The organism is Sphingomonas faeni, assembly GCF_040407565.1.
Classification (GTDB): Bacteria; Pseudomonadota; Alphaproteobacteria; order Sphingomonadales; family Sphingomonadaceae; genus Sphingomonas; species Sphingomonas faeni_F.
The window spans coordinates 153385-175387 of the sequence record NZ_JAPZPR010000002.1 but is presented as its reverse complement, the minus strand read 5'-3'; the positions used below and the strand labels follow the sequence as shown (position 1 = coordinate 175387).

Annotated in this window: 23 protein-coding genes; 19 read left to right on the top strand and 4 right to left on the bottom strand. The window is 61.8% G+C overall.

From position 1 onward, the window contains the following. Positions 1-8 precede the first annotated feature (8 nt). The 7 genes from O6Y00_RS05200 to O6Y00_RS05170 all read left to right on the top strand — a co-directional run bounded on the left by O6Y00_RS05200 (position 9) and on the right by O6Y00_RS05170 (position 3565). Positions 9-233 (top strand): YozE family protein, encoded by a 225-nt coding sequence (locus O6Y00_RS05200; RefSeq protein ID WP_353441542.1) that lies wholly within the window; start codon positions 9-11, stop codon positions 231-233. Positions 234-467: 234 nt separating this feature from the next. Further along, complete coding sequence (locus O6Y00_RS05195; RefSeq protein ID WP_353441541.1) at positions 468-824, top strand: thermonuclease family protein; 357 nt, start codon at positions 468-470, stop codon at positions 822-824. A gap of 303 nt (positions 825-1127) precedes the next feature. After that, positions 1128-1346 carry a hypothetical protein gene (locus O6Y00_RS05190; RefSeq protein ID WP_353441540.1) on the top strand — a complete coding sequence of 73 codons (219 nt, stop codon included), beginning with the start codon at positions 1128-1130 and terminating at the stop codon, positions 1344-1346. 66 nt (positions 1347-1412) lie between these two features. Further along, positions 1413-1970 carry a GDSL-type esterase/lipase family protein gene (locus O6Y00_RS05185; RefSeq protein WP_353441539.1) on the top strand — a complete coding sequence of 186 codons (558 nt, stop codon included), beginning with the start codon at positions 1413-1415 and terminating at the stop codon, positions 1968-1970. Between the two features lie 62 nt (positions 1971-2032). Further along, the gene (locus tag O6Y00_RS05180; protein WP_353441538.1) at positions 2033-2536 is read left to right on the top strand and encodes a TIGR02594 family protein; all 504 of its coding nucleotides are present in this window, start codon (positions 2033-2035) and stop codon (positions 2534-2536) included. A 113-nt stretch (positions 2537-2649) separates the two neighbouring features. Beyond that, positions 2650-3168 carry a general stress protein gene (locus tag O6Y00_RS05175; RefSeq protein WP_353441537.1) on the top strand — a complete coding sequence of 173 codons (519 nt, stop codon included), beginning with the start codon at positions 2650-2652 and terminating at the stop codon, positions 3166-3168. Between the two features lie 211 nt (positions 3169-3379). Further along, complete coding sequence (locus O6Y00_RS05170; protein WP_353441536.1) at positions 3380-3565, top strand: hypothetical protein; 186 nt, start codon at positions 3380-3382, stop codon at positions 3563-3565. Positions 3566-3605: 40 nt separating this feature from the next. Here O6Y00_RS05170 and O6Y00_RS05165 read toward each other — a convergent pair whose 3' ends face one another. Further along, entirely contained in the window at positions 3606-5096 is a 1491-nt protein-coding gene (locus O6Y00_RS05165) for a hypothetical protein (RefSeq protein ID WP_353441535.1), read from the bottom strand. A gap of 289 nt (positions 5097-5385) precedes the next feature. On the opposite strand from O6Y00_RS05165, the gene O6Y00_RS05160 reads away from it, so the two are divergent. From O6Y00_RS05160 to O6Y00_RS05150, 3 genes are all read left to right on the top strand, one after another. Further along, complete coding sequence (locus O6Y00_RS05160) at positions 5386-5811, top strand: hypothetical protein (protein WP_353441534.1); 426 nt, start codon at positions 5386-5388, stop codon at positions 5809-5811. Between the two features lie 1144 nt (positions 5812-6955). Continuing rightward, on the top strand, positions 6956-7414 hold the full coding sequence (locus O6Y00_RS05155; RefSeq protein WP_353441533.1) for an acyltransferase: 459 nt from the start codon (positions 6956-6958) through the stop codon (positions 7412-7414). Between the two features lie 74 nt (positions 7415-7488). Then, on the top strand, positions 7489-8220 hold the full coding sequence (locus tag O6Y00_RS05150) for a hypothetical protein (RefSeq protein WP_353441532.1): 732 nt from the start codon (positions 7489-7491) through the stop codon (positions 8218-8220). A 670-nt stretch (positions 8221-8890) separates the two neighbouring features. On the opposite strand, the gene tagH is transcribed toward O6Y00_RS05150, so the two are convergent. From tagH to O6Y00_RS05135, 3 genes are read right to left on the bottom strand one after another with little or no spacing between them, the layout of a single operon-like run. Beyond that, positions 8891-10444, bottom strand: coding sequence for a type VI secretion system-associated FHA domain protein TagH (gene tagH, locus O6Y00_RS05145; RefSeq protein ID WP_353441531.1), 1554 nt, complete (start codon positions 10442-10444; stop codon positions 8891-8893). Continuing rightward, the gene (locus O6Y00_RS05140) at positions 10441-11013 is read right to left on the bottom strand and encodes a DUF6931 family protein (protein WP_353441530.1); all 573 of its coding nucleotides are present in this window, start codon (positions 11011-11013) and stop codon (positions 10441-10443) included. The genes tagH and O6Y00_RS05140 overlap by 4 nt, the downstream gene beginning before the upstream one ends. Before the next feature lie 2 nt (positions 11014-11015). After that, entirely contained in the window at positions 11016-13046 is a 2031-nt protein-coding gene (locus O6Y00_RS05135) for a type VI secretion system Vgr family protein (protein WP_353441529.1), read from the bottom strand. A 280-nt stretch (positions 13047-13326) separates the two neighbouring features. On the opposite strand from O6Y00_RS05135, the gene O6Y00_RS05130 reads away from it, so the two are divergent. From O6Y00_RS05130 to tssG, 9 genes are all read left to right on the top strand, one after another. Further along, on the top strand, positions 13327-14025 hold the full coding sequence (locus O6Y00_RS05130; RefSeq protein ID WP_353441528.1) for an OmpA family protein: 699 nt from the start codon (positions 13327-13329) through the stop codon (positions 14023-14025). Positions 14026-14046: 21 nt separating this feature from the next. Continuing rightward, positions 14047-15045, top strand: a complete 999-nt coding sequence (locus tag O6Y00_RS05125; protein ID WP_353441527.1) for an ImpA family type VI secretion system protein — start codon at positions 14047-14049, stop codon at positions 15043-15045. A 78-nt stretch (positions 15046-15123) separates the two neighbouring features. Beyond that, a complete protein-coding gene (tssB, locus tag O6Y00_RS05120; protein WP_353441526.1) occupies positions 15124-15651 on the top strand; it encodes a type VI secretion system contractile sheath small subunit in 528 nt (175 codons plus the stop codon). Between the two features lie 55 nt (positions 15652-15706). Further along, positions 15707-17203, top strand: a complete 1497-nt coding sequence (tssC, locus tag O6Y00_RS05115) for a type VI secretion system contractile sheath large subunit (protein ID WP_353441525.1) — start codon at positions 15707-15709, stop codon at positions 17201-17203. Between the two features lie 41 nt (positions 17204-17244). Then, positions 17245-17739 (top strand): Hcp family type VI secretion system effector, encoded by a 495-nt coding sequence (locus tag O6Y00_RS05110; RefSeq protein WP_353441524.1) that lies wholly within the window; start codon positions 17245-17247, stop codon positions 17737-17739. A 29-nt stretch (positions 17740-17768) separates the two neighbouring features. Continuing rightward, entirely contained in the window at positions 17769-18539 is a 771-nt protein-coding gene (locus tag O6Y00_RS05105) for a type VI secretion system accessory protein TagJ (protein ID WP_353441523.1), read from the top strand. Positions 18540-18548: 9 nt separating this feature from the next. Next, the gene (gene tssE / locus O6Y00_RS05100; RefSeq protein ID WP_353441522.1) at positions 18549-19082 is read left to right on the top strand and encodes a type VI secretion system baseplate subunit TssE; all 534 of its coding nucleotides are present in this window, start codon (positions 18549-18551) and stop codon (positions 19080-19082) included. A 7-nt stretch (positions 19083-19089) separates the two neighbouring features. Then, positions 19090-20967 (top strand): type VI secretion system baseplate subunit TssF, encoded by a 1878-nt coding sequence (gene tssF / locus O6Y00_RS05095; RefSeq protein ID WP_353441521.1) that lies wholly within the window; start codon positions 19090-19092, stop codon positions 20965-20967. Then, a complete protein-coding gene (tssG, locus tag O6Y00_RS05090) occupies positions 20931-21974 on the top strand; it encodes a type VI secretion system baseplate subunit TssG (protein ID WP_353441520.1) in 1044 nt (347 codons plus the stop codon). The genes tssF and tssG overlap by 37 nt, the downstream gene beginning before the upstream one ends. Positions 21975-22003: the final 29 nt, after the last annotated feature.

Genomic DNA, 22003 nt, shown 5'->3' with positions numbered 1-22003 from the left:
ACGCGAGAATGACCGAACATGACGAGCCGAAGCCAGCGTTTGGCCAGTGGCTCATGGCGCAGAAAGACCGAAGTGATCTCGTTGGCCAGTTAGCCGCCGGCGCAGTCGCGGATCGGCGCTTTCCCCGCAACGGAGATCCGGAGGCCGTGCGCAAACACCTCAGCGCCATGCAGGCTGAGGGCGACATGTTCGCTGCGGTCGACGACGCCGAGTCCGACTGGTTGTGGGCTTAATGCAGGACGCGTGGCGGCAGGCCTTCGAGCTGATGGCTGATCATGGCCAGATAGGCGCATGCAAGATCGTGGCGTCTGGCATGGAAAAGACGCCACCTGGGCAGCCGGAGCAGTACCGGCAGTGGGAGGTTTTAGCCGACTGCCTGAACGCTGTAGCAGACGCCAGCCGGACGAAGCACTGATGAGAGGGGTTCGATGATTGACCTCGCGCCAGCGACGACGTTCTCATGCACGGTGACCCGCGTACACGACGGCGACGGACCTTTATGGTGCTCGAACGGCGTCAAGGTTCGGATTGCCGGCGTTCAGGCGCCGGACTTCGAAAGCGCGTCACCGTGCCGAGCCGAAGACCCGCGACGGCTGAACTATCGCTGTGACAACGTCGCCGCGAAGCGCAGCCAGCAGATTGTCGAACGCCTGGTGCTGTGGAAGACGTTGCGATGTGAGTCGACCGGTAAGAGCTACAGCCGCGTTGTGGCTCGGTGCATGCTGCCGGATGGTCGATCGCTGTCGTGCGCCGCGATTGCCGTCGGCGCGGCCGTGCGATGGGATCGGTATTGGCGGCAGTATCGAATGGGGGAATGCCGGTAGTCTGCGGGTTGACGTAGATCGGGTACAAAGTTTCGTGGATTTAGCGGCAACCGCGCTACACGTACGGTAGCGCGGTTGCTCAAACGAGAAGCCAGTCTACTGGTAGCCGCCATTCTCTTCGCGCTCTTTGGCGGCGTCCTCCTGAACTTTTTCCATCTCCTCTGCCTGCTCAGACTCGGTCGTATCTTCGGTTTTGGGATCGTCAATCATGGTTGTCTCCTCGCTTGTTGAACGCATGGCGCAGCTTTCGGGCGCAGTCGTACGTTGGACGGACTAGTTCTAAAGCGACAACAGGAGACAACGATGCGGTTCGTTCAGATTGAGACGCTGCCTGCTGGCAAGGCGTTAGTGGACATCGACAAGCTCACTCATGCCGTGCCGGAGGGGGAGGGCTCTCGCTTGTTTATGGGAGCACAGCATATCGACGTGCCGCATTCGCTATCCGAGCTTGAGAACGTCCTGGCGGGTCGCGATCGGACCGATGATGGCGAGAGCAGCCGGGCGGGGTTCGGTGTTAGGTAGGGGTGTGGGCGCGGCCTCTCATCTCAGCCTCCGTTGCGTTATCGATCGCCATCGCTTGCGCCAGTAGTGATTGAAGCTCCGCTCATTCTCGCGATCGGCGACAGCCTTATTGCAGGCTACGGTCTGGCATCTTCCGAAAGTTTTCCCGCGCAACTGCAGGCATTGCTGCAGCATCAATATCCTGGCGCATCCGTAGTGAATGCGGGGGTATCGGGTAACACTACCGCTGACGTCCTTCGACGCCTTCCACGGCTACTGTCGAGTCTCAATCGTCGCCCCGCGCTCGCGATCGTTCAAGTAGGGCCTAACGACGTCCTCCGGCAGGCCTCGGCGGCTCGCACCCGAGCGCAACTCGAGCAGATTCTGCTAAACTTTTATGATTGCGGAATACCCGTGTTGCTGACGACCGTTGTGCCGCCGGCGTTCATACGCGACCGCGCTGCAGCTTACCTTGGCATTCATTCAGCGGTGGCTGCCGAACACGGTGCAACCCTCTGGCCGTTTTTCCCGCCGCGTGTGCTGGGGCACGCTGACATGGTGCTCGCAGATCGGGTGCATCCGAATGCAAAGGCGATCGGCGCGGTGGTCACTGCGATGCTGCCTGTGATCAGGCGCTTGCTGTAGTGCCGTGCGCTTGTGCGTAACCGCAGGCGATCCAGCGTGAATGGGTATTGAAGGTGAGTGGCGTGACGACAGATCCGAAATGGCTAAAGGCGGCTAGGGCGAAGTTGGGCACCAAGGAGGCTGCCGGATCAAAAAACAGCGCGACCATTCTCGGCTGGGCAAAGCGGCTCGGCACGAAGGTTCTGGGCGTGATTTACAATGCCGACAGCGTACCATGGTGCGGCGTATTTGTTGCCTATTGCCTGCAGGAAGATGGCGTCGAGCCAGTTGCGCTCGCCGTGCGAGCGACGTCTTGGTCGACATGGGGACAGGCACTTCGCGCCGAACGGCTGGCGCCGGGTGCGGTGCTGGTGTTCGAGCGTCCGGGAGGTGGTCATGTCGGCTTCTACGTTGGTGAGGATGCTGCCGCGTACCATGTCGTTGGTGGCAACCAAGGCGATGCAGTCACAATAGCGCGAGTTGCGAAGGCGCGGTGCATTGCACGACGGTGGCCATCTGGTCGCCCTGTCATCGGCAAGCCAGTTCAGTTGTCCGCACGCAAGCCGATCTCGACGAACGAAGCCTGATCCTGTTGGTCTATTCGCGGTTACCGGAGTGGTAACCCTCAATATCCGGAACGATCACCTGTCGGCACTGCTTTTACGGGCATCTGCAACCTGAACCAGCGACAGGAATCATCATGAGTACGAACTTGGTATCCGCCGTTTTCGATAATCACGCCGAAGCTGAGCGCGCCGTATCGGAGCTTCGCGCTGCCGGCGTCAATGACAGTGCAATCTCAGTCGTCGCCCAGCACGACGGCAAGAACACAACAATGGACGGCAACGGCGACACCCAGGAGTTCGTCGGCAAGGTCGCGGCTGGCGCTGGTATCGGGACGCTGCTCGGTATCGCGGCCCTCGCAATCCCCGGCGTCGGTCCTCTCGTCGCAGCTGGAGCTATCGCATCCGCTGCTATCCCAGCTGCGGCAGTCACTGGCGCGGCGATCGGCGGTGCTGTTGGTGGTCTAGAAAAGGTAATGACCGATCACGGTGTCAGTCGCGTCGATGCCAGCTACTATGAGGGCCGGATCAACGAAGGCGGCGTGTTCGTCTCGGTCGACACGAGCGCAGCCGGCATTAGCGCAGAAGACGCCGCCGATGTGCTGTATCGGTCGGGCGGACATACCTCGACGCGCAGTAAGGTGACGATGGCGTAACCGGCGCCTCCCATAAGTTTGCATTTAGAAGGGGCGTTCCGGTGACGGGACGCCCTACTGCGTTCCGAACGCTGGCGTTCTGGTTAAGGGCGGACGCGAAGCTTAGCCGTACCGAGGCGCTCTTCACTTGCCGACAGCAACGTCAGCGGCAAAGGGGATGGCCACGTATCTGTCCATTCGTCGGCCACTGCACCGATCCTGAATAGATAAAATGACCCCCGCCGAAACCTACCGCGCGAACGCAGCCGCCCAGCGCGAAGCTGCTGCGAAAACCACCCTCGCGAACCGCCGCGAGATGCACGAGCGTTCCGCTTCTACTTGGGAGGCTATGGCCGAGGCGATCGAAGATACGGCGGCGCGGGCGGTCGTCAACGCTGCTGCGAAGGCAGAGCGCTGACGCCGAGATTGCCTTGGTCCAGATAGGCTCGTCCGAGCTCCTACGCCGCGAACCGGCCGTCACCCAACTTGCGCAGTCTACCCATGCCAGCCAAAGCTTCTAAAACCGGGCTTATCCCTTTCGCATTTTTGCCGCGGAATGCACGGGCAACATCGTTCGCCGCGATAGGACGCCCAGCGCGTTCCACGACTTGAGCAACAGCCGCCACCTGTTCAGGCAGAGCCGAGGGCCAAGGTATAATGTCAGCAGACTTTTGCACTTCCGGCATAGTAAGCCTTGGCTGTTCGGCTGGGGCACGGTAACCGGGAGCCTGAAGATCAGACCGCAGCCAATGGATTTTGCCGCGCGCCTCCTCCTGCGCTCGCTGCTTATTTAGCGCGACCAAAAGTTCACGAACTTTACTATCGGAAAGATCAGCAGACCAGCCATAAGCGTCCGACACCATTGCATCGATCCTACGGTGATAATCGCGCATCATCGGAATGCAGCCTCGCATGGCTACATCACGGTCATGTTCATTTAGTGAGCCGCCTAACTGCTCAACGCTCTCGAGAACCGCTAAGACATTGTACATCTTAGTTAGCGTCAAATCGTCATGCTTTGACATGACTTCTTTCCGCAATGTATCAAGTGCCTCGGCAGCCTCGGCTATGCCGCTATGGTTCTGATCGCTGAGATCGACGGGAAAAGGAAACTGCCCGAAGCAATCCGAATGATTATAATTGGAATCGTTTCCGACCCCGAGCCGCGCACCAGTTAGCTCTGCCCACAACCGGTGAGGCCGGCTAGACAAGACACCCAAGTGCGCTGCGCTCGACAATGCTATTGCGACAACTTTCGCATCCGGAATTGTAGCGATTGGCTCGAACGCAAACAAACGGTGCTTCGCAGTTCTGCAGGTTACTATGTACCGATCAAGGCCGTCCAAAGCGGCGCGCATATCGCCGCGCGGTTCGGCGTATATCCACCATCGATCTCGGTAAGTCGCACGGTTATTTTGATCCCGGTCCGGTTTCACGAGTTCCTTCAGGGTGTTGTATATCACTGGATGCTCAATGCGCAGCTTTTTCTCGGGATAGCCGTAAGCATCAATGACGTAGCGCTCCTCGCGTCTGCGAACCAAGTCGCGTCCAATTATGTATGGCTTAACTAGCTTCGAACTTTGCAATTCTTGAGCTAAGATTGACAGCCTTTTTTCAGGAGTAAGGCGAAACCCGTCACCAACTAAAGTAACCCCCTGGTGGGAAAGCTTCCGATTAGATGCAAGCTTTCGAATAGTCACCCCGTGACCCAACAGGGTCAAGTTGGAACCAATGAATCCCTTATCGTATTGAATATCATCTTCGCTCACTAGGTGTCCTTCAGCGAAGTTGCTGCGAACCGTTCCTAGTTTACCAACACCGCTTCCTCGTTCAACGACGGTCATACCCACGCGAACCGCCGCGTCGGCTTCGGTGTCGCGCCACGGGTGATCTGGAATAGCGTAAGAAAGATGCATAGGGACCAACCCTTGCAATTCCTGCGTGATCAACTTCCGATTAAAGGGCTGGGTTATGCTGTTGGTTGAAATAAAGCCGAATTTTCGGACAGTACTTATACGGACATAGCCTGCGGCACGGTGCCACCAGTAGGGGCGTGAACGTCCGCAACTGGGTCACCGCAGATGCGCCCTTGGAAGGCGGCTTGTCCGGTTGGTCTCCCGGCTTCGTGCGACTGCGAGCATTTCATCCGCAGTTTCAGTGCCTAGGCTATCAATCCATTATTTTAGGAACCAGTGGTAGAACCCATGCGCTCCGAGCGCTGCCACTGAGGGAACAGCGATGGATGAGTTTGCACGCATGATGAGTATGGAGGGTGTGCGTCCTCTCGACCACGTGAAAGAAAAATCCCGTCGTGTGGTCAAACAGCCGTCGTCCGTCCCCAGCCAGCCCTTGGTACCACCGCCGGAATTGGCGCTAGGTGGCTACGCATGGGTTACAGGAACCCGTGCGCGCACCGCGCTGGAGACGGCCCTGGAGCGCCTTGCCAACGAGATCCGCAATGGCCGGCGTGGCTGGGCAACCGGCATTCTTCAGGATGGCAGGACAGTCACGCTGCCTGCTTCGTCCGGAGCGGCATCACTGCTTGGCACCGCAGACCGCCAGTCGCTGCGCCTTATGATTGTCGGCGGCGACGGCTGGACCTTCGTAATGCATCCCCTGATGGGGGTCGCTACGCTCGATGACGATCCTGCTCAATCCGAGTGAACGAGCGTCTGGAGATGGAATGCGGATGGAACGGCCCGAACGGACAGAATTGGGTCGAAGTTTATAGGAAGTTTGCCAAGCGGTTTAGCACCAATTTTGTTGGGAGTTGACGCGGAGATCGAGGCTTGGCTCGCCGAACGAGTTCCCGCCGGCGGAGGTCGATGATCCGCAGCTCTGGGGGTAGTGTAATGGGTGTCGACGAAAGTTCGCTTCAAGATTAATGCGTTTTACCAGTAAAACGGGGCTTCCAATGAACGGACTCCCGCTCCGCCCACTACTCATTGATTACAAGAAATCCTCGGCAAAATTGGGACTTGCGCGCCCAGCGACGTCCTGAGTTGGGTTTTGCTGTGGGCGGATGTCGACGGACAGCGTCTGATCTACGCGCTGGGCACGCCGTCAACAATATTGCGAAAAATGCAGCCGGTCTTGGGCCACCCAAACCGAACATCGCTCTCAATTCGCAAGAAAGCCGCTGGGCAAATCGGAGGCGGACACGATCGACGATCGTTGCAGAACCAACGCTTGATAAGGTCGTGTATCAGCCCCCAACGTTCCCAGGCGCGCATACTGATGGAGGCGAGGCTTGGCACGCCTACCCGGTACCGGTGCCGATTTGGGAAACTGCCCCTCACCAAAAGCGATATCGATAGTAAATAGTGCATACTGATTTATGTCAGTGAAGGTAGCGATGCGGCAATGAGCACTATCCGTAACGTCTTGTATAGTCCGTGGTTTTATAAATACCGTATAATTTCGTTCGTCTTTTCATCGCGGCCGGATAAAATAAGCGTCTAGCGCTAATGGTTATGGTAGTGCCATCTATATAGCCATCTCAACGATGAGCACGATAAAGATCGGCGGGGGGTAGCTTTTGAATCGGAATCTTCTTAGCGAGCTGAATTCCATAGTTGAATTCGCAAAGTCGCGGACCCGCATCGAGCTCGACCAGAATTTGACGTCAACCGCGTGTGATCAACAAACGCTTGTTCACTGCGCATCCGGGGTAACCGAATCTGCTGCGGGAAACTGGCACGTATCAGGCGGCAGGAATTACATATTTTCCGAGGACGGCTGTGTGTTCGGGGGCGTCATCCGCTTTTCCGGTAGCGGAAACGCGATATTTCTCGGCAGGAATGTCTCGATGAAAAACGCGACAATACATTTGCTCGGCTCCGGATGTATCGCCGTCCTGGATAACGACGTTCAGATGATGCCGACGAGTTTGATACGCGTGATTGGCGACGGGGGGCTGGTCGAGGTCGGTCGAGGTACCGTACTCGCGGAGCGATGCATAATCGCCAACTCCGACGGACATGGTATCTATGACCAAGAAACAGGCCGGCGCAGAAACATCGAAAGAGATGTCATCATAGGTCGCGACGTATATGTCGGAGCAGGTTCAAGAATCAATAAGGGGTCATCTATTGGTGATGGTTCGATAATTGAAGAAGGCTCAGTGGTCAACGGACAGCTGAGCAGTTTCACATTATATAGTGGGGTTCCCGCTCAAGCTATAGAGCATGACATAGTTTGGTCGCTCGACCTGGTTGATAATATCTATGGATCTTCGCCAGCAGGTATTGAGAAAGCGGTTATTTGACAAATCCAGCGTTACAATCATGCCTTGCACACGCAATCCATTTCGAACGGCTCTTGGAAATATCCGGGTCTCGCATGTTCGAACCGCTTTCCGCGTATCGTATTCATGCGCATAATGCGTTTACGCTGCTAACTAGTGACGTAAATGATGAGCTTGTCACTACAATATTTGACCAATCCAGAATGGAAGGGGCCGATAACTCAATTTTTGTCGGGTATCGGGCAAGGGTAAGGAAATTTGGCGGAATTACCATATCGGGAGATAATAACACAATCTTTATAGGTCAAAATGCGAACCTTGCCCAAGTACTGATCAATATAAATGGCAGCAACAACATAATCTACATTGGCGGTATGACAACGATCGGTTCTGGCGAATTTCAAATCCGGGATAATGGCGGGACGATAATCGTTGGGGACCATTGCATGTTTGCAGCACGCATAGCGATCGGTTCATCTGGACCATGTACCACGTACGATCGGCTTTCGGGCGACCGAAAAAGCGCGCAGTCCAGAACAACCGTTGGCGACCATGTTTGGCTAGGGCGTGATGTCAGGATCCGCCCAGGTGCTGCAGTTGGAAGTGACAGCATCGTCGGCCAGATGTCGATCGTGTCCGGGATATTCAATTCGAACTCCATCTTGAACGGTCAGCCGGCGAGCCTGATACGGGGAGGCGTAAACTGGGATAGGAGAATGTCGGACACCCTCGAGCAAGCCTATGCAACGAACCACTACAAGCAGCTCCATTTAAAGATAGTCGCTCAGTATGACGATCACATAGCTTCATTGCTCGAAATACATTGATTACATCGTGGTAAATTCCCTAGATTCAACGTTTATCACAGCGCCATCGCAACGGTATTAGCAACCCTCTCTCGCTCCCTTGGTCATTTGAAAGATTTGGCACAAGGCGAGATGCCAACTAGGTTGAGGCATGCTGGCAATAATTTTACGAGATCCCGATGTTTAGAACATGCAGTTGGCGTCGCATCCCATTGCGTTGAAACGCTCCACCAACCACGCCCATCGTGCGTTGGGATCGCTGCATTCCCGTACCGTTCGCGTTGCTACCAATCCGTCAGCAATCTCATATTTCCGGTTGCGCCCGATAGAGGTCTAGCATCGCGAATGGACACGATGCGTTGTACGAAAATCGCGCACCGATTTTATCTGGACCGAAGTAGCGAAGCTATCACGCGTTTGACCGGCGCCAATCTGGCGACGACCTTTGCAGGCTGGCCGCCGTGGAACGAAGCCGCCACCATCGATCCTTTCGGTCACAACGCTCTCGAACATAGTCTTGTAAGGTCGGACCTGTAGACCGCGATGATCGGCCGCCCCGATCGAGCCGACGTCGCTCCTGAGTGGACATTGTCGGCAAGGACCGAAACCTATCGTCGGTAACGCGGTCGCCCTGGGCTTCCGACAATCCGGCGGTTGCAGTATCAGGCGAATTGGCCGCTCCCACGTCGTCCTAATCGGGAGTTTGACGGCGGGTCGCGCGCGATTGTTCGTTGTAGGCTTGGCGGAATTCCTTGGCGAACATGTCGAGGAAGGCCTCGTCCGAGCCTTGTGCGACCCCTCCGAACTCGCGCTCATAGGCTTGCCACAAGGCCGCATCGCGCGCGGCGGGCAAAATCCGTTCGATCACGCCGCCGGCGTTCGCCCGTGCGCGGATCGCGGTCGGCGAAAACCGTTCCAGCGTGGTCCGCAGCGCGCCCTGCATCGCGCGCAACGTCGCCACCTGATGCGCCTGCAGGTCCAGGAATGCGTCCTCGATCGCTTGCTCGGCGGGCATGAATCCGGGCTGCTGCGGACCGAGCAGCATCGCCATCGCCTCGTCCGGCGTCCGGGCGAACTTCAGCGGGTTATGACCCTCGGGACTGAACGCCGTTGCATCCGCGCCAAGCTGCGCCTTGGCGCGTGCGCGCGCCTCGACCATCACCACGAGGCCTGCGACGAGACGGCGAAACAGACTGCCCGCGCGCGCAACGCCGTGATCGCCACCGGCAAGCTCCGGCGCGATGCCGGCCGCGCGGGCAAAGCCGTCTACTGCTCCGGGCGGAGTAGCAGGCGGCGGCGGCGGTGCAGACGGCGGCGCAGACGGGGTACGCGGGGGGACGGGCGGGGGGGGCACGGGTTCGGCTGGCGATGCCGGGGCCCATTGCGGGAGCGCGGCGCTGCCAGGCGGCGGCGACAGGCCGAGCGGATCGCGCGGTGCCTCCACCGGCTGGCCGAACCCGCCGCGCGCCCAGTCGACGACATTCCCCTCGGCGATTCGACCCCACAGGTCGTCGGGCGACACCGGTGCGGCGTGCGCGGGTGCGGCGCTCGACCAGGCGGACGCGGGTGGAGGCGTCGGGATCGCCTCGTCCCACACCGACGCGACCTGCGGCAGTGCCGCCGCCGTATCGGGCTGCCAGCCACTGCTGCGTACGGCGGGTGCGGCGGATGGTGGGGATGGCCGCGATTCCCAGCCGGCGGCGACCTGGTGGCCCTCGCGCCGCGCAAGCGTCGGGCCGACCTGCGGCTGCCATCCCGCCGACGCCCCGGTCGACGCTCTGGTACCTGGCGCTTGCGGCGGTGGCGCGCCCCAGCCGTCCGAAACGGTTGGCGTTCCTGCGCCTTGTGCCTCGCCGGTCGAGGCCGGGTCGGTATCCCAGCCGCGCCATGCCGGGGGCGCCGCCGCCAGGGGATCGGCGCGCGCATCGCTGCCGCTCAGACGGGCGGCGATGACGTAGCTGCCGACCTGGAAGCGATCGCCATCGACCACGCGGTGCGGCGACGCGAGCCGCTCGCCGGTCGCTGCCAGGATCGTGCCGTTGGTGCTGCAATCGGTGATCAGATAGTGGTCGGCCTCGAACCGCACCTCGAAATGACGCGACGAGATGTAGCGGGTCGGATCGGGCAGCGCCCAGTCGCAGGTGCTCGCACGCCCGACGATCGCACCGCGGCGATTGAGCACGAGTTCGGCGGGTGATCCATTGTCGAGGTGTCGCGCGCCTTCGATGGCAAGGGTCAGCGTCATCGGTCCAGCGCCGCCAGTCCACGCTCGGCGATCCGCTCACCGAGCACCAGCGCGGTTTCCAGCGCAGCGACGGGATCGGCCGAACGGTGCGTCGCGTCGCTGATCGCACCCACCGCATAGCGGGCCGCGACATGGTCCGGCGGCATCACCGGCGACGCCGCCGGAGGTGCGATCGACCCGCCCGAATAGAATATAGCCGAGGCCAGCAATCGTTCGGCGACCGGGCGGGAGATCGCCTCCGCCGCATCGCCCGCGGCGCGACGATGCGCGTCGCCCGGTTGCTCCAACCAGCGCACCGCGACGTCCAGAGCGTGGCGTATGCGGGGCGGCGGCGGCGGATCGCCGGCGTTGTCCGCAACGATCCGCGCGGCCCAGGCGATCGCCTCCAGCCGCGGCAGCGCATGGCCGAGATACGCCAGGGCCGCCGACCGCCGGTTGCCCGCGCGCAACGCGTCGTAATGGTCGCGGATTGCGGTCCCGGCGGATGGGCGATCATCGACATCGACGCCCATCAACGCGGCGACCTGACGCGCCTCGGTCAGACGTACCGCCGTCCATGCCTCGCCCATCGTCAGCCTTCGCCTGCGGCCGGGCCGAGCGTCATGCTGGAACCGAAGGTGCCGGCGCCCAGGCCATTGGGGTTGATCTGCGTCGTGCCACCGTTGAGCAGCAGGCTGCCCGCGCCGTTGATCCGGGTCTGGCCACCCGAATTGACGATCGCTTCGGTGCCCGCCTGGATGGCGACATGCGGCGACTGGATGGTGATGCCATTCGGGCCGATCACGACGATCGAATTGCCGACCCTGAGATTGATTGACGTCTTCGATTCGATCGACAGGGGGCCGTTGACCAGCAGATCGTCCTTGCCGACGACATGGCTCGATCGATTGCGCCCGATCGTCTTGGCGTCGTCGCGTCCGACGTTGGTCGAGCGATCCAACCCGATCCGGCGTTGCTGGTTGTGGCCGACGTGGCGGCTTTCGTCGAAGCGCACGCGGCTGTTCATGTCGCGCTCGGCGTGGATGAACAGCTCCTCCTGCCCGCCCTGGTCCTCGAACCGGATCTCGTTCGAGGTTCGGTTGCCGCCGCTGTCGAGCGCTTCGGTTTCGGGGTAGCTGCCCGAATTGCCATAGGTCAGCGTCCGCCATACCGCGCGGGTCTTGTTCGCGGGCAGGGCGTAGGTCGGCATGTGCGCCTTGTTGAAGACCCGTCCGACGATCAGCGGCCGATCGGGATCGCCGTCGAGGAAATCGACCAGCACCTCGTGCCCGACGCGCGGCAGGATGACATTGCCCAGGCCGCCGGTCTGCGACACGCGAATCCAGCACGTCGAACGCTCGCCGGGCGTGTCCGCGCGATCCCAATGGAACCGGACCTTCACCCGGCCATATTCGTCGGTGTAGATCGTCTCGCCGGGCGGTCCGGTGACGATCGCCGATTCCAGCCCCTGTACGCGCGGTCGCGGCGTGGCGGGGCGGGGGCGGAACACCGTCTCGGCGGGGATCGCCTCGAATTTGACGTTGAACGAATCCTCGTCGTCCTGCTTGCCCGACCGATAGCTTTCCGACGCGATCGAATGCTCCGCGCCGGTGATCAGGTAGGACGCGTTCATCCGTGCCGCGGGATGGTCCGCGACATCGACGCGGTAACCGGTCGTCAGGCCGGCGGACTGCGACGTGCCGGTGAACGTCCGGCGATCGGCGCGCTGGGCGTCGAGCAGTGCCTGGCCGCGTTCGCGTCCGGTCCGTTCCTGGTCGCCGCGACCGGTCTTCTCCCGCGTGTAGCGGCCGGGATAGACGAAGATCTCGCGGTCGTCGCGCGGATGAGAGCCTTCGCCCGCCGCTTCCGCCGAAAGCGGCTGATCGGGCGATTCGAAATCGAAATCGCGGACCGTGACGCGCGCCTCGGCGGTCGAGGCGACGCGCTCGACCCAGGTCTGCAGGTAATCGCCCTGCGAGCCGAACCGTGATTTCGAATCCGCGGTGAAGACCGACACGCTGTTCGCATTGTATTTCAGTTGCGTGGGCCGACCGGGCTGGTGCGAGGCAGGTCCCTCGCACAACACCATCACGTGGCGATCGGCTTCATGCCGGAAGAAATAATAGATGCCCTCTTCCTCGAGCAATCGCGAGACGAAGGCGAAGTCGCTTTCCCGATATTGCACCGTGTAGGCGCGCGGCACGCGCTGCTGGATCAGCCGCGTGTAATCGACGTCCGGTATCCCGGCATCGTCGATGACCTGCTTGACGATCTGGACGACGGTCTTGTCCTGATAGATCGCCATCTGGCGGTTCTGGTCGAGATAGAAGGTCCATGGGCGGATCGAGAGCCGGTAATGGTGCCCCGCCTGCGTCTCCTTGATATATTCGCCCGCGGTGACCAGCCCGTGGAAGTGGCGCAGCAATTCGCCATCCTCCAGCACGCTCAGCGACGCGGGTTTGCCGAGGTGCGGTTGCAGGTCGATCTCGAGCGGCGAAATGATGTCGGCCTGCAGCGCGAACGGCATGCCGATCCGTTCGGTGCTTCGAATTCGTTCGAGGACGACCTGTTCGTCGCCAACGTCGATCGCCATCTGCGTCAGGCGCTGCGTCGTGTCTGTCACCAAGCACTCCAGCCGGTCGCGCTACTGCCGCGCGAAGATTCGCAACCTACCGGCGTCGATGCAATCCTACAATGGGCCGTTCGTACGCGGTGTTATTTTGGAATTCCGGCACAGCAATCGTCGGTTCGGATCGGTCTTGTGACACGCCTAAGACATTCCAAATTCAGGTTAACTCCGAGGTAAGTATCTAGTTAAGGCTGTATTGTTGTCATAAGGGTTGTTTCGGGCGCAGCCTCGACATAATAGAGAGCAGCACCGAGTGCATGCACGGGAGTAGGACATGTCGATGCGGATGCTGACTCTTCCAGTGGCGATCCTGGGGTTCGCCACCACCGGCTATGCGCAGCAGGCGACCCCTGCCGCGAAGCCCAGTGTCGAAGGCTATCTTTGCACGTTTGCCGGGAAATGCGGCACGAGCGACGATCAGCCGGTTTCGACGCGAAACGCCCCCAATACCAAGGGCTTTCGACTAGCGAGGCCGGCGACGACGACGGGCTCGAGCGCTGCATCGAATCAGCCGCAGCCCCGCGCGATGGTCCGTCAGTCGACCCCGACGCAGCGTCATTACGGTCAGTCCCAGCGACGACCGGCCTATGTCGCAACGACGTCGGTCGCGGCGGCGGCGACTGCCGGGACAGGTCGTCCGCGCGCGGACCTGATGATCGGTTTTGAGCGTAATTCCGCCCAGTTGACCGCCGAAGGGACACGCGCGGCGCAGATCTTCGCACGGTCGCTGATGATGCCGGAACTGTCCGGCAAGCGGTTCCTCATCGAGGGGCACACCGATCTGCGTGGCGGCCCGGGCATCAACGTGCCGCTGTCGGCGGCGCGGGCCAAGGCCGTCGCCGATTATCTCGTCATCCTGGGTGTCGACGGCAAGCGGCTGGAAGTTCGCGGTTACGGCGCCAGTGCGCCCCTGTCGGGCCACGCCAAGAGCGATCCGATCAATCGTCGCGTCGAAGCCGAGCTTATATCCTGAGGCGGATGCCGGGATAATACTATGGATGTCACCGCCCTCCTGACACCGGTCTCACCGGAAGCCCCCGCTGGCCCGGATCTGTCGTACGACCCTGGTCGTCAGGCGATCGAGCAGGCGTTCGAGGGTGCGCCGGACGATGTCGAATGGGATCGCACGATCGCGATGATCGAGGCGCAGGCACACCAGACGCGGGACGTGTGGCTCGCGGTGTATCTGGCGCGTGCAGGTGCTCGATCGGGCGATCTCGCCATCGTCGAGGCGGCGATGCAGTTGCTTGCGGGCCTGTTCGAGGATTTCTGGGAGATGGCGCACCCGACGCTGGAAGAATACGGCGTCGAGGGCCGGAAGGGCGCGTGCGAATCGCTGGTCCGCATCGGCGAGTTCCTGGCACCCTTGCGCCGCATTCCCCTTGTCGAGCATCCGCGCCTCGGCAGCTACACCGGCGTCGATTTCGAGCGCTATCTTAACGAGGGGGCCGCTGCCGAAGGCTATGGCCAGTTTCGCGCCGCTCTCGCCGACACCCCGGTGGAACAGGTCGCGGACGTCACCGATCGCTTTCGCCGGATCGAGGCGGCGCTGCAGCGAGCGGACGCCGTGCTGTCGGAGCAGGCCGAGCATGCCGGCCAGACCGGCACCAATTTTCGCCCGACCTATGAAGCCATCGAAGGCATCGTTCATGCGCTGACGCCGTTCGTCAGGCAGGGCGCCGAGCCGGATTCTCCGGGATCGGATCCGGAACCTGGCGGCATGCCTCGCGCATCGACGACGGCGCCTGGACGAATTCAATCGCGCGAAGACGTCGCTCGGGCGCTCGATTCCGTCATCGACTATTATGGCCGGGTCGAGCCATCCAGTCCGATCCCGGTCGCGCTCGGGCGGATCAAGGGTTGGATAACAATGGATTTTGTCTCGATCCTCGCGGACATCGCGCCCGGGAGCGTTGCCGAGGCAACGGCGGTCTTGCGCGCTCGCGTCGACGAAAGCGGGTCGAGCCAAGGCTCATCGAGTGATTTTATGTAAAGCCGCGCGTGGAGCAATTGTTACGCTTGCGCATTTAATACGCGGGCTCGCAGAAGCTGGAAAACAGGGACTAAGCACATGGCGATCAAGAGCGGTCAGCGGTTCATTCGCGAAAATCGGAAGCCCCGCGTTCACATCGAATATGAAGTCGAAACCTATGGCGCACGCCAGAAGGTCGAGCTTCCGTTCGTGATGGGCGTCATCTCGGACCTGTCCGGCAAGAGCCTGAAGGACAAGAAGGCCGCCGAAGCGCGCGAGTTCATCGATATCGACATGGACAATTTCGACCAGCGGATGGAAGCGGTCGCACCGCGCGTCGCGTTTGCGGTCGACAACACGCTGGCTGGCGAAGGCAAGATCGCGGTCGACATGACCTTTAACTCGATGAACGACTTCTCGCCGGGCGAGATCGCGCGCAAGATCGAGCCGCTCGCAAAGTTGCTCGAGGCGCGGACGCAACTCGAAGATCTGTTGTCCTACATGGATGGCAAGCACGGCGCGCAGGACCTGCTCGACAAGGTGTTGCAGGATCCGGCCTTGCTCCAGGCACTCTCCGCGGCGCGCAAGCCTGCGGTCGACGAGCCGACGAGCGAGCAGCGCGACTGAGACCGTCGGTGGCCCGGCGCGGGCCTCATCCCCTATAACGGATTGGAGCAGTTCCATGGCGCAAGACGCGCTCAAGCAAACCGACGACAATGCTACCGCCACCGAGACGGCCGAGCTCAACGATTTCCAGGCGTTGCTCCAGAAGGAGTTCCGGCCCGCCAACGACGAGCGCAAGACGCGGATCGAACAGGCGGTGCAGACGCTCGCGCAACAGGCGCTTGGCGATGCCAAGATCATCGGCGGCGACGTCTTCGCGACGGTCGACGCGATGCGCGCGGCGATCGACCGGAAGCTGACCGAGCAGATCAACCAGATCATTCATCAGCCGGAATTCCAGCAGCTCGAAGCAGCGTGGCGCGGCCTGAACTATCTCGTCATGAACACGTCGACCGGTAAAGACATGAAGATCCGCGTGATGAACATGTCGAAGGAGGAATGTCGCAGGATGTTCCGCCAGTACCGTGATGCGGCATGGGACCAGAGCCCGTTGTTCAAGAAGGTGTACGAGTCCGAGTTCGGCCAGCTTGGCGGCCAGCCTTACGGTGCGTTCGTCTGCGATTTCTACTTCGATCACAGCGCGCCCGATCTCGAAGTCATGCGCGGCCTGTCGCGTATCGGCGCGGCGAGCCACGCGCCGTTCATCGCCGCGGCTGGGCCAACCCTGCTCGGCATGGACAGCTGGACGGAATTGTCCAATCCGCGCGATCTCGGCAAGCTGTTCGACGCGACCGACTATGCGGCATGGCGCTCGTTCCGGCAGTCCGAGGATAGCCGGTACCTGGCGCTGGCGCTGCCGCGGTTCCTCGGACGGCCGCTCTATGGCGCGAAGACCGAGCCGGTCGACGAGTTCGATTTCGAGGAGGATACCGGCGGCGAGCATGACCGGCATCTGTGGCTCAATGCGGCCTATGCGATGGGCACGCGGATCACCGAGGCGTTCAATACCTATGGCTGGACGACGCGGATCCGCGGTGTCGAATCGGGTGGTACCGTCCAGGAACTGCCGACCGCCACCTTCCCGACCGACGAAGGTGGCATCGATCTCAAGTGCCCGACCGAAATCGCGATCAGCGATCGTCGCGAAGCGGAGCTGTCGACGGCCGGTCTGATGGCGCTGGTTCACCGCAAGAACACCGATCAGGCGACCTTCATCGGTGCGCAGACGGTGCATCGCCCGGCGAGCTACGACAAGAAGGAGGCCACCGCGAACGCCAATCTGTCGGCGCGGCTGCCCTACATCTTCGCGAGCTGCCGCTTTGCACATTACCTCAAATGCATGGTCCGCGACTGGGTGGGTGGCTCGCGAGAGTCGGAACAGCTCGAGCGCGATCTCAACAATTGGGTCCTCCAATATGTCGACGGTTCGCCGACGACATCGAACGAGGAAACCAAGGCCCGCCTGCCGTTGAAGCAGGCCAAGATCGAGGTGATCCCGGATGAGGAGAACCCAGGATACTACAAGGGCAAGTTCATGTTCGTGCCGCACTACCAGCTGGAAGGCATGGACGTGGCGCTGAGCATGGTTTCACGTCTACCGAAGACGTCCGGTTGATTTGACGTCGATCTTTCAATCATCGTTGACAGGAGAACCTCATGGCAGTCGATCTGTTTCTTAAAATCGAGAGCATTCAAGGCGAATCGAGCAAGAAGAACCACCAGGGCGAGATCGACATCATCTCGTTCGACTTCGGTGCGGTTCAGCACGGCTCGTTCCACACCGGCGGCGCCGGCGGTGGTTCGGGCAAGGCCGAGATTTCCGACATCCGCATCCAGAAGGAAGTCGACAAGTCCTCGCCGCTGCTCTTCAAGGCCTGCGCTTCGGGCAAGCACATCAAGGAAGCCATCATCTATTCGCAGAAGGCGGGCGATGGTTCCGGCCCGTTGACCTATTACAAGATCAAGCTGGAAGACATCATCGTCTCCGATATCCATAACAACGGTGCATCGGGCGGTGATGCGATCATGGAGTCGGTGACGTTCAACTGCGCGAAGGTGACCTTCGACTATCAGGCGCAGAATTCGAACGGCAGCAAGGATGGCGGTATCGTCACCGCCTATTACGACATCCGCCAGAACGAAGCGGGTTAAACCACGTCGATCGTCCGTAGGAGCACGACATGCAACAGGCGGACGATCTACTCCGTTCGGGCGATCTCGACGGCGCGCGGCGCGCGCTCGTCGAGGTCGTTCGCCGGACCCCGGGCGACGTACCGACCCGGCTTTTCCTATTCCAGTTGCTTGCGCTGGCCGGCGAATGGGCCAAGGCCAAGGTACAGCTGACGACGCTCGCGCAGCTGTCGCCGGAAGCGCAGATGCTGGCGGTGGTTTACGGCCAGGCGATCGACGCGGAGCAGCAGCGCGAGGCCGTATTCGCTGGAAGCACGCGTGCCGAAATCCACGGCGGATCGGATTGGGCAGCGCCGATAGCAGAGGCGATCGAGGCCGCCGCAACCGGCCGCGACGACGACGCGGAAGCGTTGCGGCAGTCGGCGTTCGATGCAGCACCCGACATGCCCGGCGCGATCGACGGCAAACCCTTCGACTGGATCGCCGACGCGGATCCCCGGTTTGGACCGACGATCGAGGCAATTATCAACGGACGCTACGGGCTGTTGCCGTTCGATGCGATCGGCGAACTCACGAGCGAGGGACCGCGCGACCTGCGCGATCTGGTCTGGTATCCCGTCGAGATCACGCTGAAGGCAGGACCGCGCATCGCTGCGCTGTTGCCGGCGCGTTATCCCGGTATCTCTGCGGACCCAGCCGAGGCGATGGCGCGCACAACGTCCTGGCATGACGACGGTAATGGTGCCGGACAGCGGCTGTTGGCGACATCGGATGGCGAGGATCACGGATTGCTCAGCGTCCGCGCCTTGCGGTTCGGCTAGGGCTGACCGATGGCCGTCACGCAGCGCCTCACACCCACCATCTATGACAAGCTCGTCGCGGATCTCGAGATTTCGGGCATGCGCGACATGAGTGAAGAGGCGCCGGAGATCAGTCGCGAGAAATTCCGCTATTACTCGGTGCCTCGCCTCGAACGGTTCAACGAGACCGCGTTGCGCGCGACCATCCGCCGCGATCTGGCGTGGCTGTTCAACACCACGAACCTCGAATCGCTGGTCGACCTCGAACCCTATCCGCAGGTACGCGATTCGGTTCTGAACTACGGTCTGACCGATCTCGCCGGGCAAACACTGAACCGTCGCGCGGTATTGGCGCGCGCGCGGGAGATCCGACGCGCGGTGCGGCTGTTCGAGCCGCGGTTGTCGCGTGAGGGACTGACTGTCGATCCGATCGAGGATGACGATGATCCTCATGCGCTGACGTTCCTGATCCAGGGCGACATCACCGCCGCGGCGCAGACCATGCCCGTCAAGTTCCGTACCGAGATCGAGGCCGAGACCGCCACCGTCAACGTGCGCGAATAGGGCGGTCATGAGTTCCGGGATCGATCCGCGCCTGCTGCGCTTCTACAATGACGAACTCGCCTATCTGCGCGAGGATGCGCGGGCGTTCGGCGAGGAGCATGAGGCGGTGGCGGGGCGGCTCGGCCTCAAGACCCCGACCGATCCCGATCCCTATGTCGAGCGCCTGCTGGAAGGCGTCGCCTATCTCGGCGCGCGCGTACAGCTGAAGATCGCGGATCAATATCCCGAATTCACCCAGCATCTGCTCCACGCGGTCCAGCCGCATTACCTCGCGCCGACCCCGTCGATGTGCGTCGTCGGGTTCGAGCCGAAGGACGGCGATCCGATCCTGATCAAGGGGCACAAAGTCCCGCGCTCCACCCCGCTGATCGCCGTTGCGACCGAGCAGGAAAGCGTGCCGGTCGAATTCCGTACCGGGCACGACGTCACGCTGTGGCCGATCAAAATCACGCAGGTCGAATATCTTGCCAGTCGTGCCGCTGTGGCGCCGTTCGCGAGCGCCGCCAACGTCCGCGCCGAAGCCGGGCTGCGCATCCGGTTCGAGGCGACCGGCGGCGCTGCGCTACCCCAGATATTGCCGGAATCGCTGCCGATCTATCTCGCCGGGTCTGAGGCGTTGCCCGCCGAACTCTACCGTCAGATGATCGGCGAGACGCTAGCCGTGATCGCGCGGTCGGCGGATGCGGCGGCGGGAGCGGAAGGCTGGAAGAAGCTCCCTCTGCCCAAGCAGGTCGGGTTCGACGACGATCAGGCGTTGCTGCCGGCGGAGCTGCGGTCGTTTCGCGGGTATCGCCTGCTCAGCGAATATTTCGCCTGCCCGGAGCGCTTCCTGTTCGTCGACCTGCCTGACCTGGCGCGGGCGTTTCGCGACAGTCCGCAGGCGTGCGACGTCGTTCTCCTGTTTAATCGCTCGGCGTCGGTGCTGCACAATGCGCTGGAGCCGGCGAACCTGCGGCTGTTCGCGACGCCGGCGATCAATCTCTTCGAGAAGCAGCTCGGGCGGGTGCGCGTGTCGCAGTTCGAGCACGAGCATCATGTCATTCCCGATCGTGCCCGCCCGCTCGATTTCGAGGTGTTCCGTCTGCTCGACGTCCAGGCCTATTCGGCGAACAACACCGACGCACGGACGGTCGCGCCGCTCTATGCCTATGGCGCGCTGTTGTACGACTGGAGCAAGGCGCTCTTCTACACCACGCAGCTTCGATCGCGGCGGTTATCGACCCGCGAGCGGCGGTTGCGGCGGCGCGGGGAATACACCGGGACCGAGACGTGGATCAGCCTCACCGCCCCCGGCGATGCGACGCGGCTCGACGAGATCGACGAACTCGCGGTCAAGGCGCTTGTGACCAACCGCGAACTGCCCGAACTGCTGCAGTTCCGCGGCGAGCAGCACTTCACCGTGTCGGGCGTTCCGGCGCGCGCGGTCAGCGTGCTCCGGGCGCCTACCAAGCCGCAGCCGCCAATGGGAATGGGCGACGCGGCGTGGCGGGTGATCGGTCACCTGACCACCAACTACATGACGCTGGCGCCGGAGGATCACGACGATCCGCAGGTGCTGCGCGATCATCTGGCGCTGTATGGTCGGCAGGATGACGCGGCTTCGCGCCGCCAGGTCGACGGGGTGTCGGCGATCCGCTCGACCCGCGTCGCACGGCGCGTGCCGGGGATGGACCGGATGGCAATCGCGCGGGGCCACCGTATCCACGTCACGCTCGACGATGCCGCGTTCGACAAGGGGCGGATGTTCCTGTTTTCGGCGGTTCTCGAACGGTTCCTGGCCGAATTCGCGAGCATCAACGCGTTCACCGAAACGCATTTTTCCAGCGCTAACGAAGGGGAGTTTCAGCGATGGCCGCTGCGGATCGGCCGCCGTCACACCATCTGAACTTTCTCGCAGGCGCGGCAGCGTCGCGGAAGCGGTTCGGATTGTTCCCGATCGTGCGGGGCGCGGAGGCACGCGCGCCCGGCCTGCCGCGTGTCGGGCTCGCACGCCGGCCGGATCAGAATATCGCCGACCTGGTCCAAGTGCCGACGCTCGCCTTTCCAGATTCAACACTGGAAGAGGTGGAGGTGCGCAACGGCCGTGCGCGGATCGGCGGGTTCTGGTTCGGACTGACCGGGCCGATGGGGCCGCTGCCGTCGCACATGACCGAGTTCGCTGTGTTCGAGCGCCGTTATGCGAAGAAACGCCCGTTCGGCCGCTGGCTCGATCTGCTGTCGGGACGGATGCTCCAGTTCTTCTTCCGTGCCTGGGCGGACTCGCAACCGGTGGCGCAGGCCGACCGGCTCGACGACGACCGCTTTGCCGATCATGTCGCGAAGCTTACCGGTGCCACCGAAGGCGTGTCGGCGACGAGCAGCTTTCCCGGACAGGCGCGCGTCCACTACGCCGCGCTGTTCGCGTCGCGTCGCAGCGCTGGCGGCATCGAGGATGCGATGACCCATTTGCTCGGGCAGTCGGTGAAAATTCTCGAATACCAGTCGCGCTGGCGTTCGATCGAGGCCGAGGACCAGACCCGGCTCGGGCGATCATTTTCCGGGCTCGGCAACGAAGTGATGCTCGGCGGCCGTGCGAAGGTCGCGTCGGATGCGTTCCGTGTCGTCATTCGCGCGCGATCCCGCGCCGACTACGAAGCCCTGTTGCCCTCCGGGCCGCGGTTTCGCATTTTGTCCGAGGCGCTGGATGCGTTCGCACCCAGTCACCTCGAATGGGACGTCGCGCTCGAGGTGGCGGGCAAGCATGCCCGGCCCGCGCGGCTCGATGGCTCGACCCGGCTCGGCTGGACCGGCTGGATCGGCCAGGCCGGCGACGATGCTGTGCGCAGGGATGCGCACCTCAGACGATCAACCAGCGCCCGTCCGACGACGGACGCGATGATGAGAAAGGTTTGATATGGCGATAGTGGCTCCAGTTGGTCCGC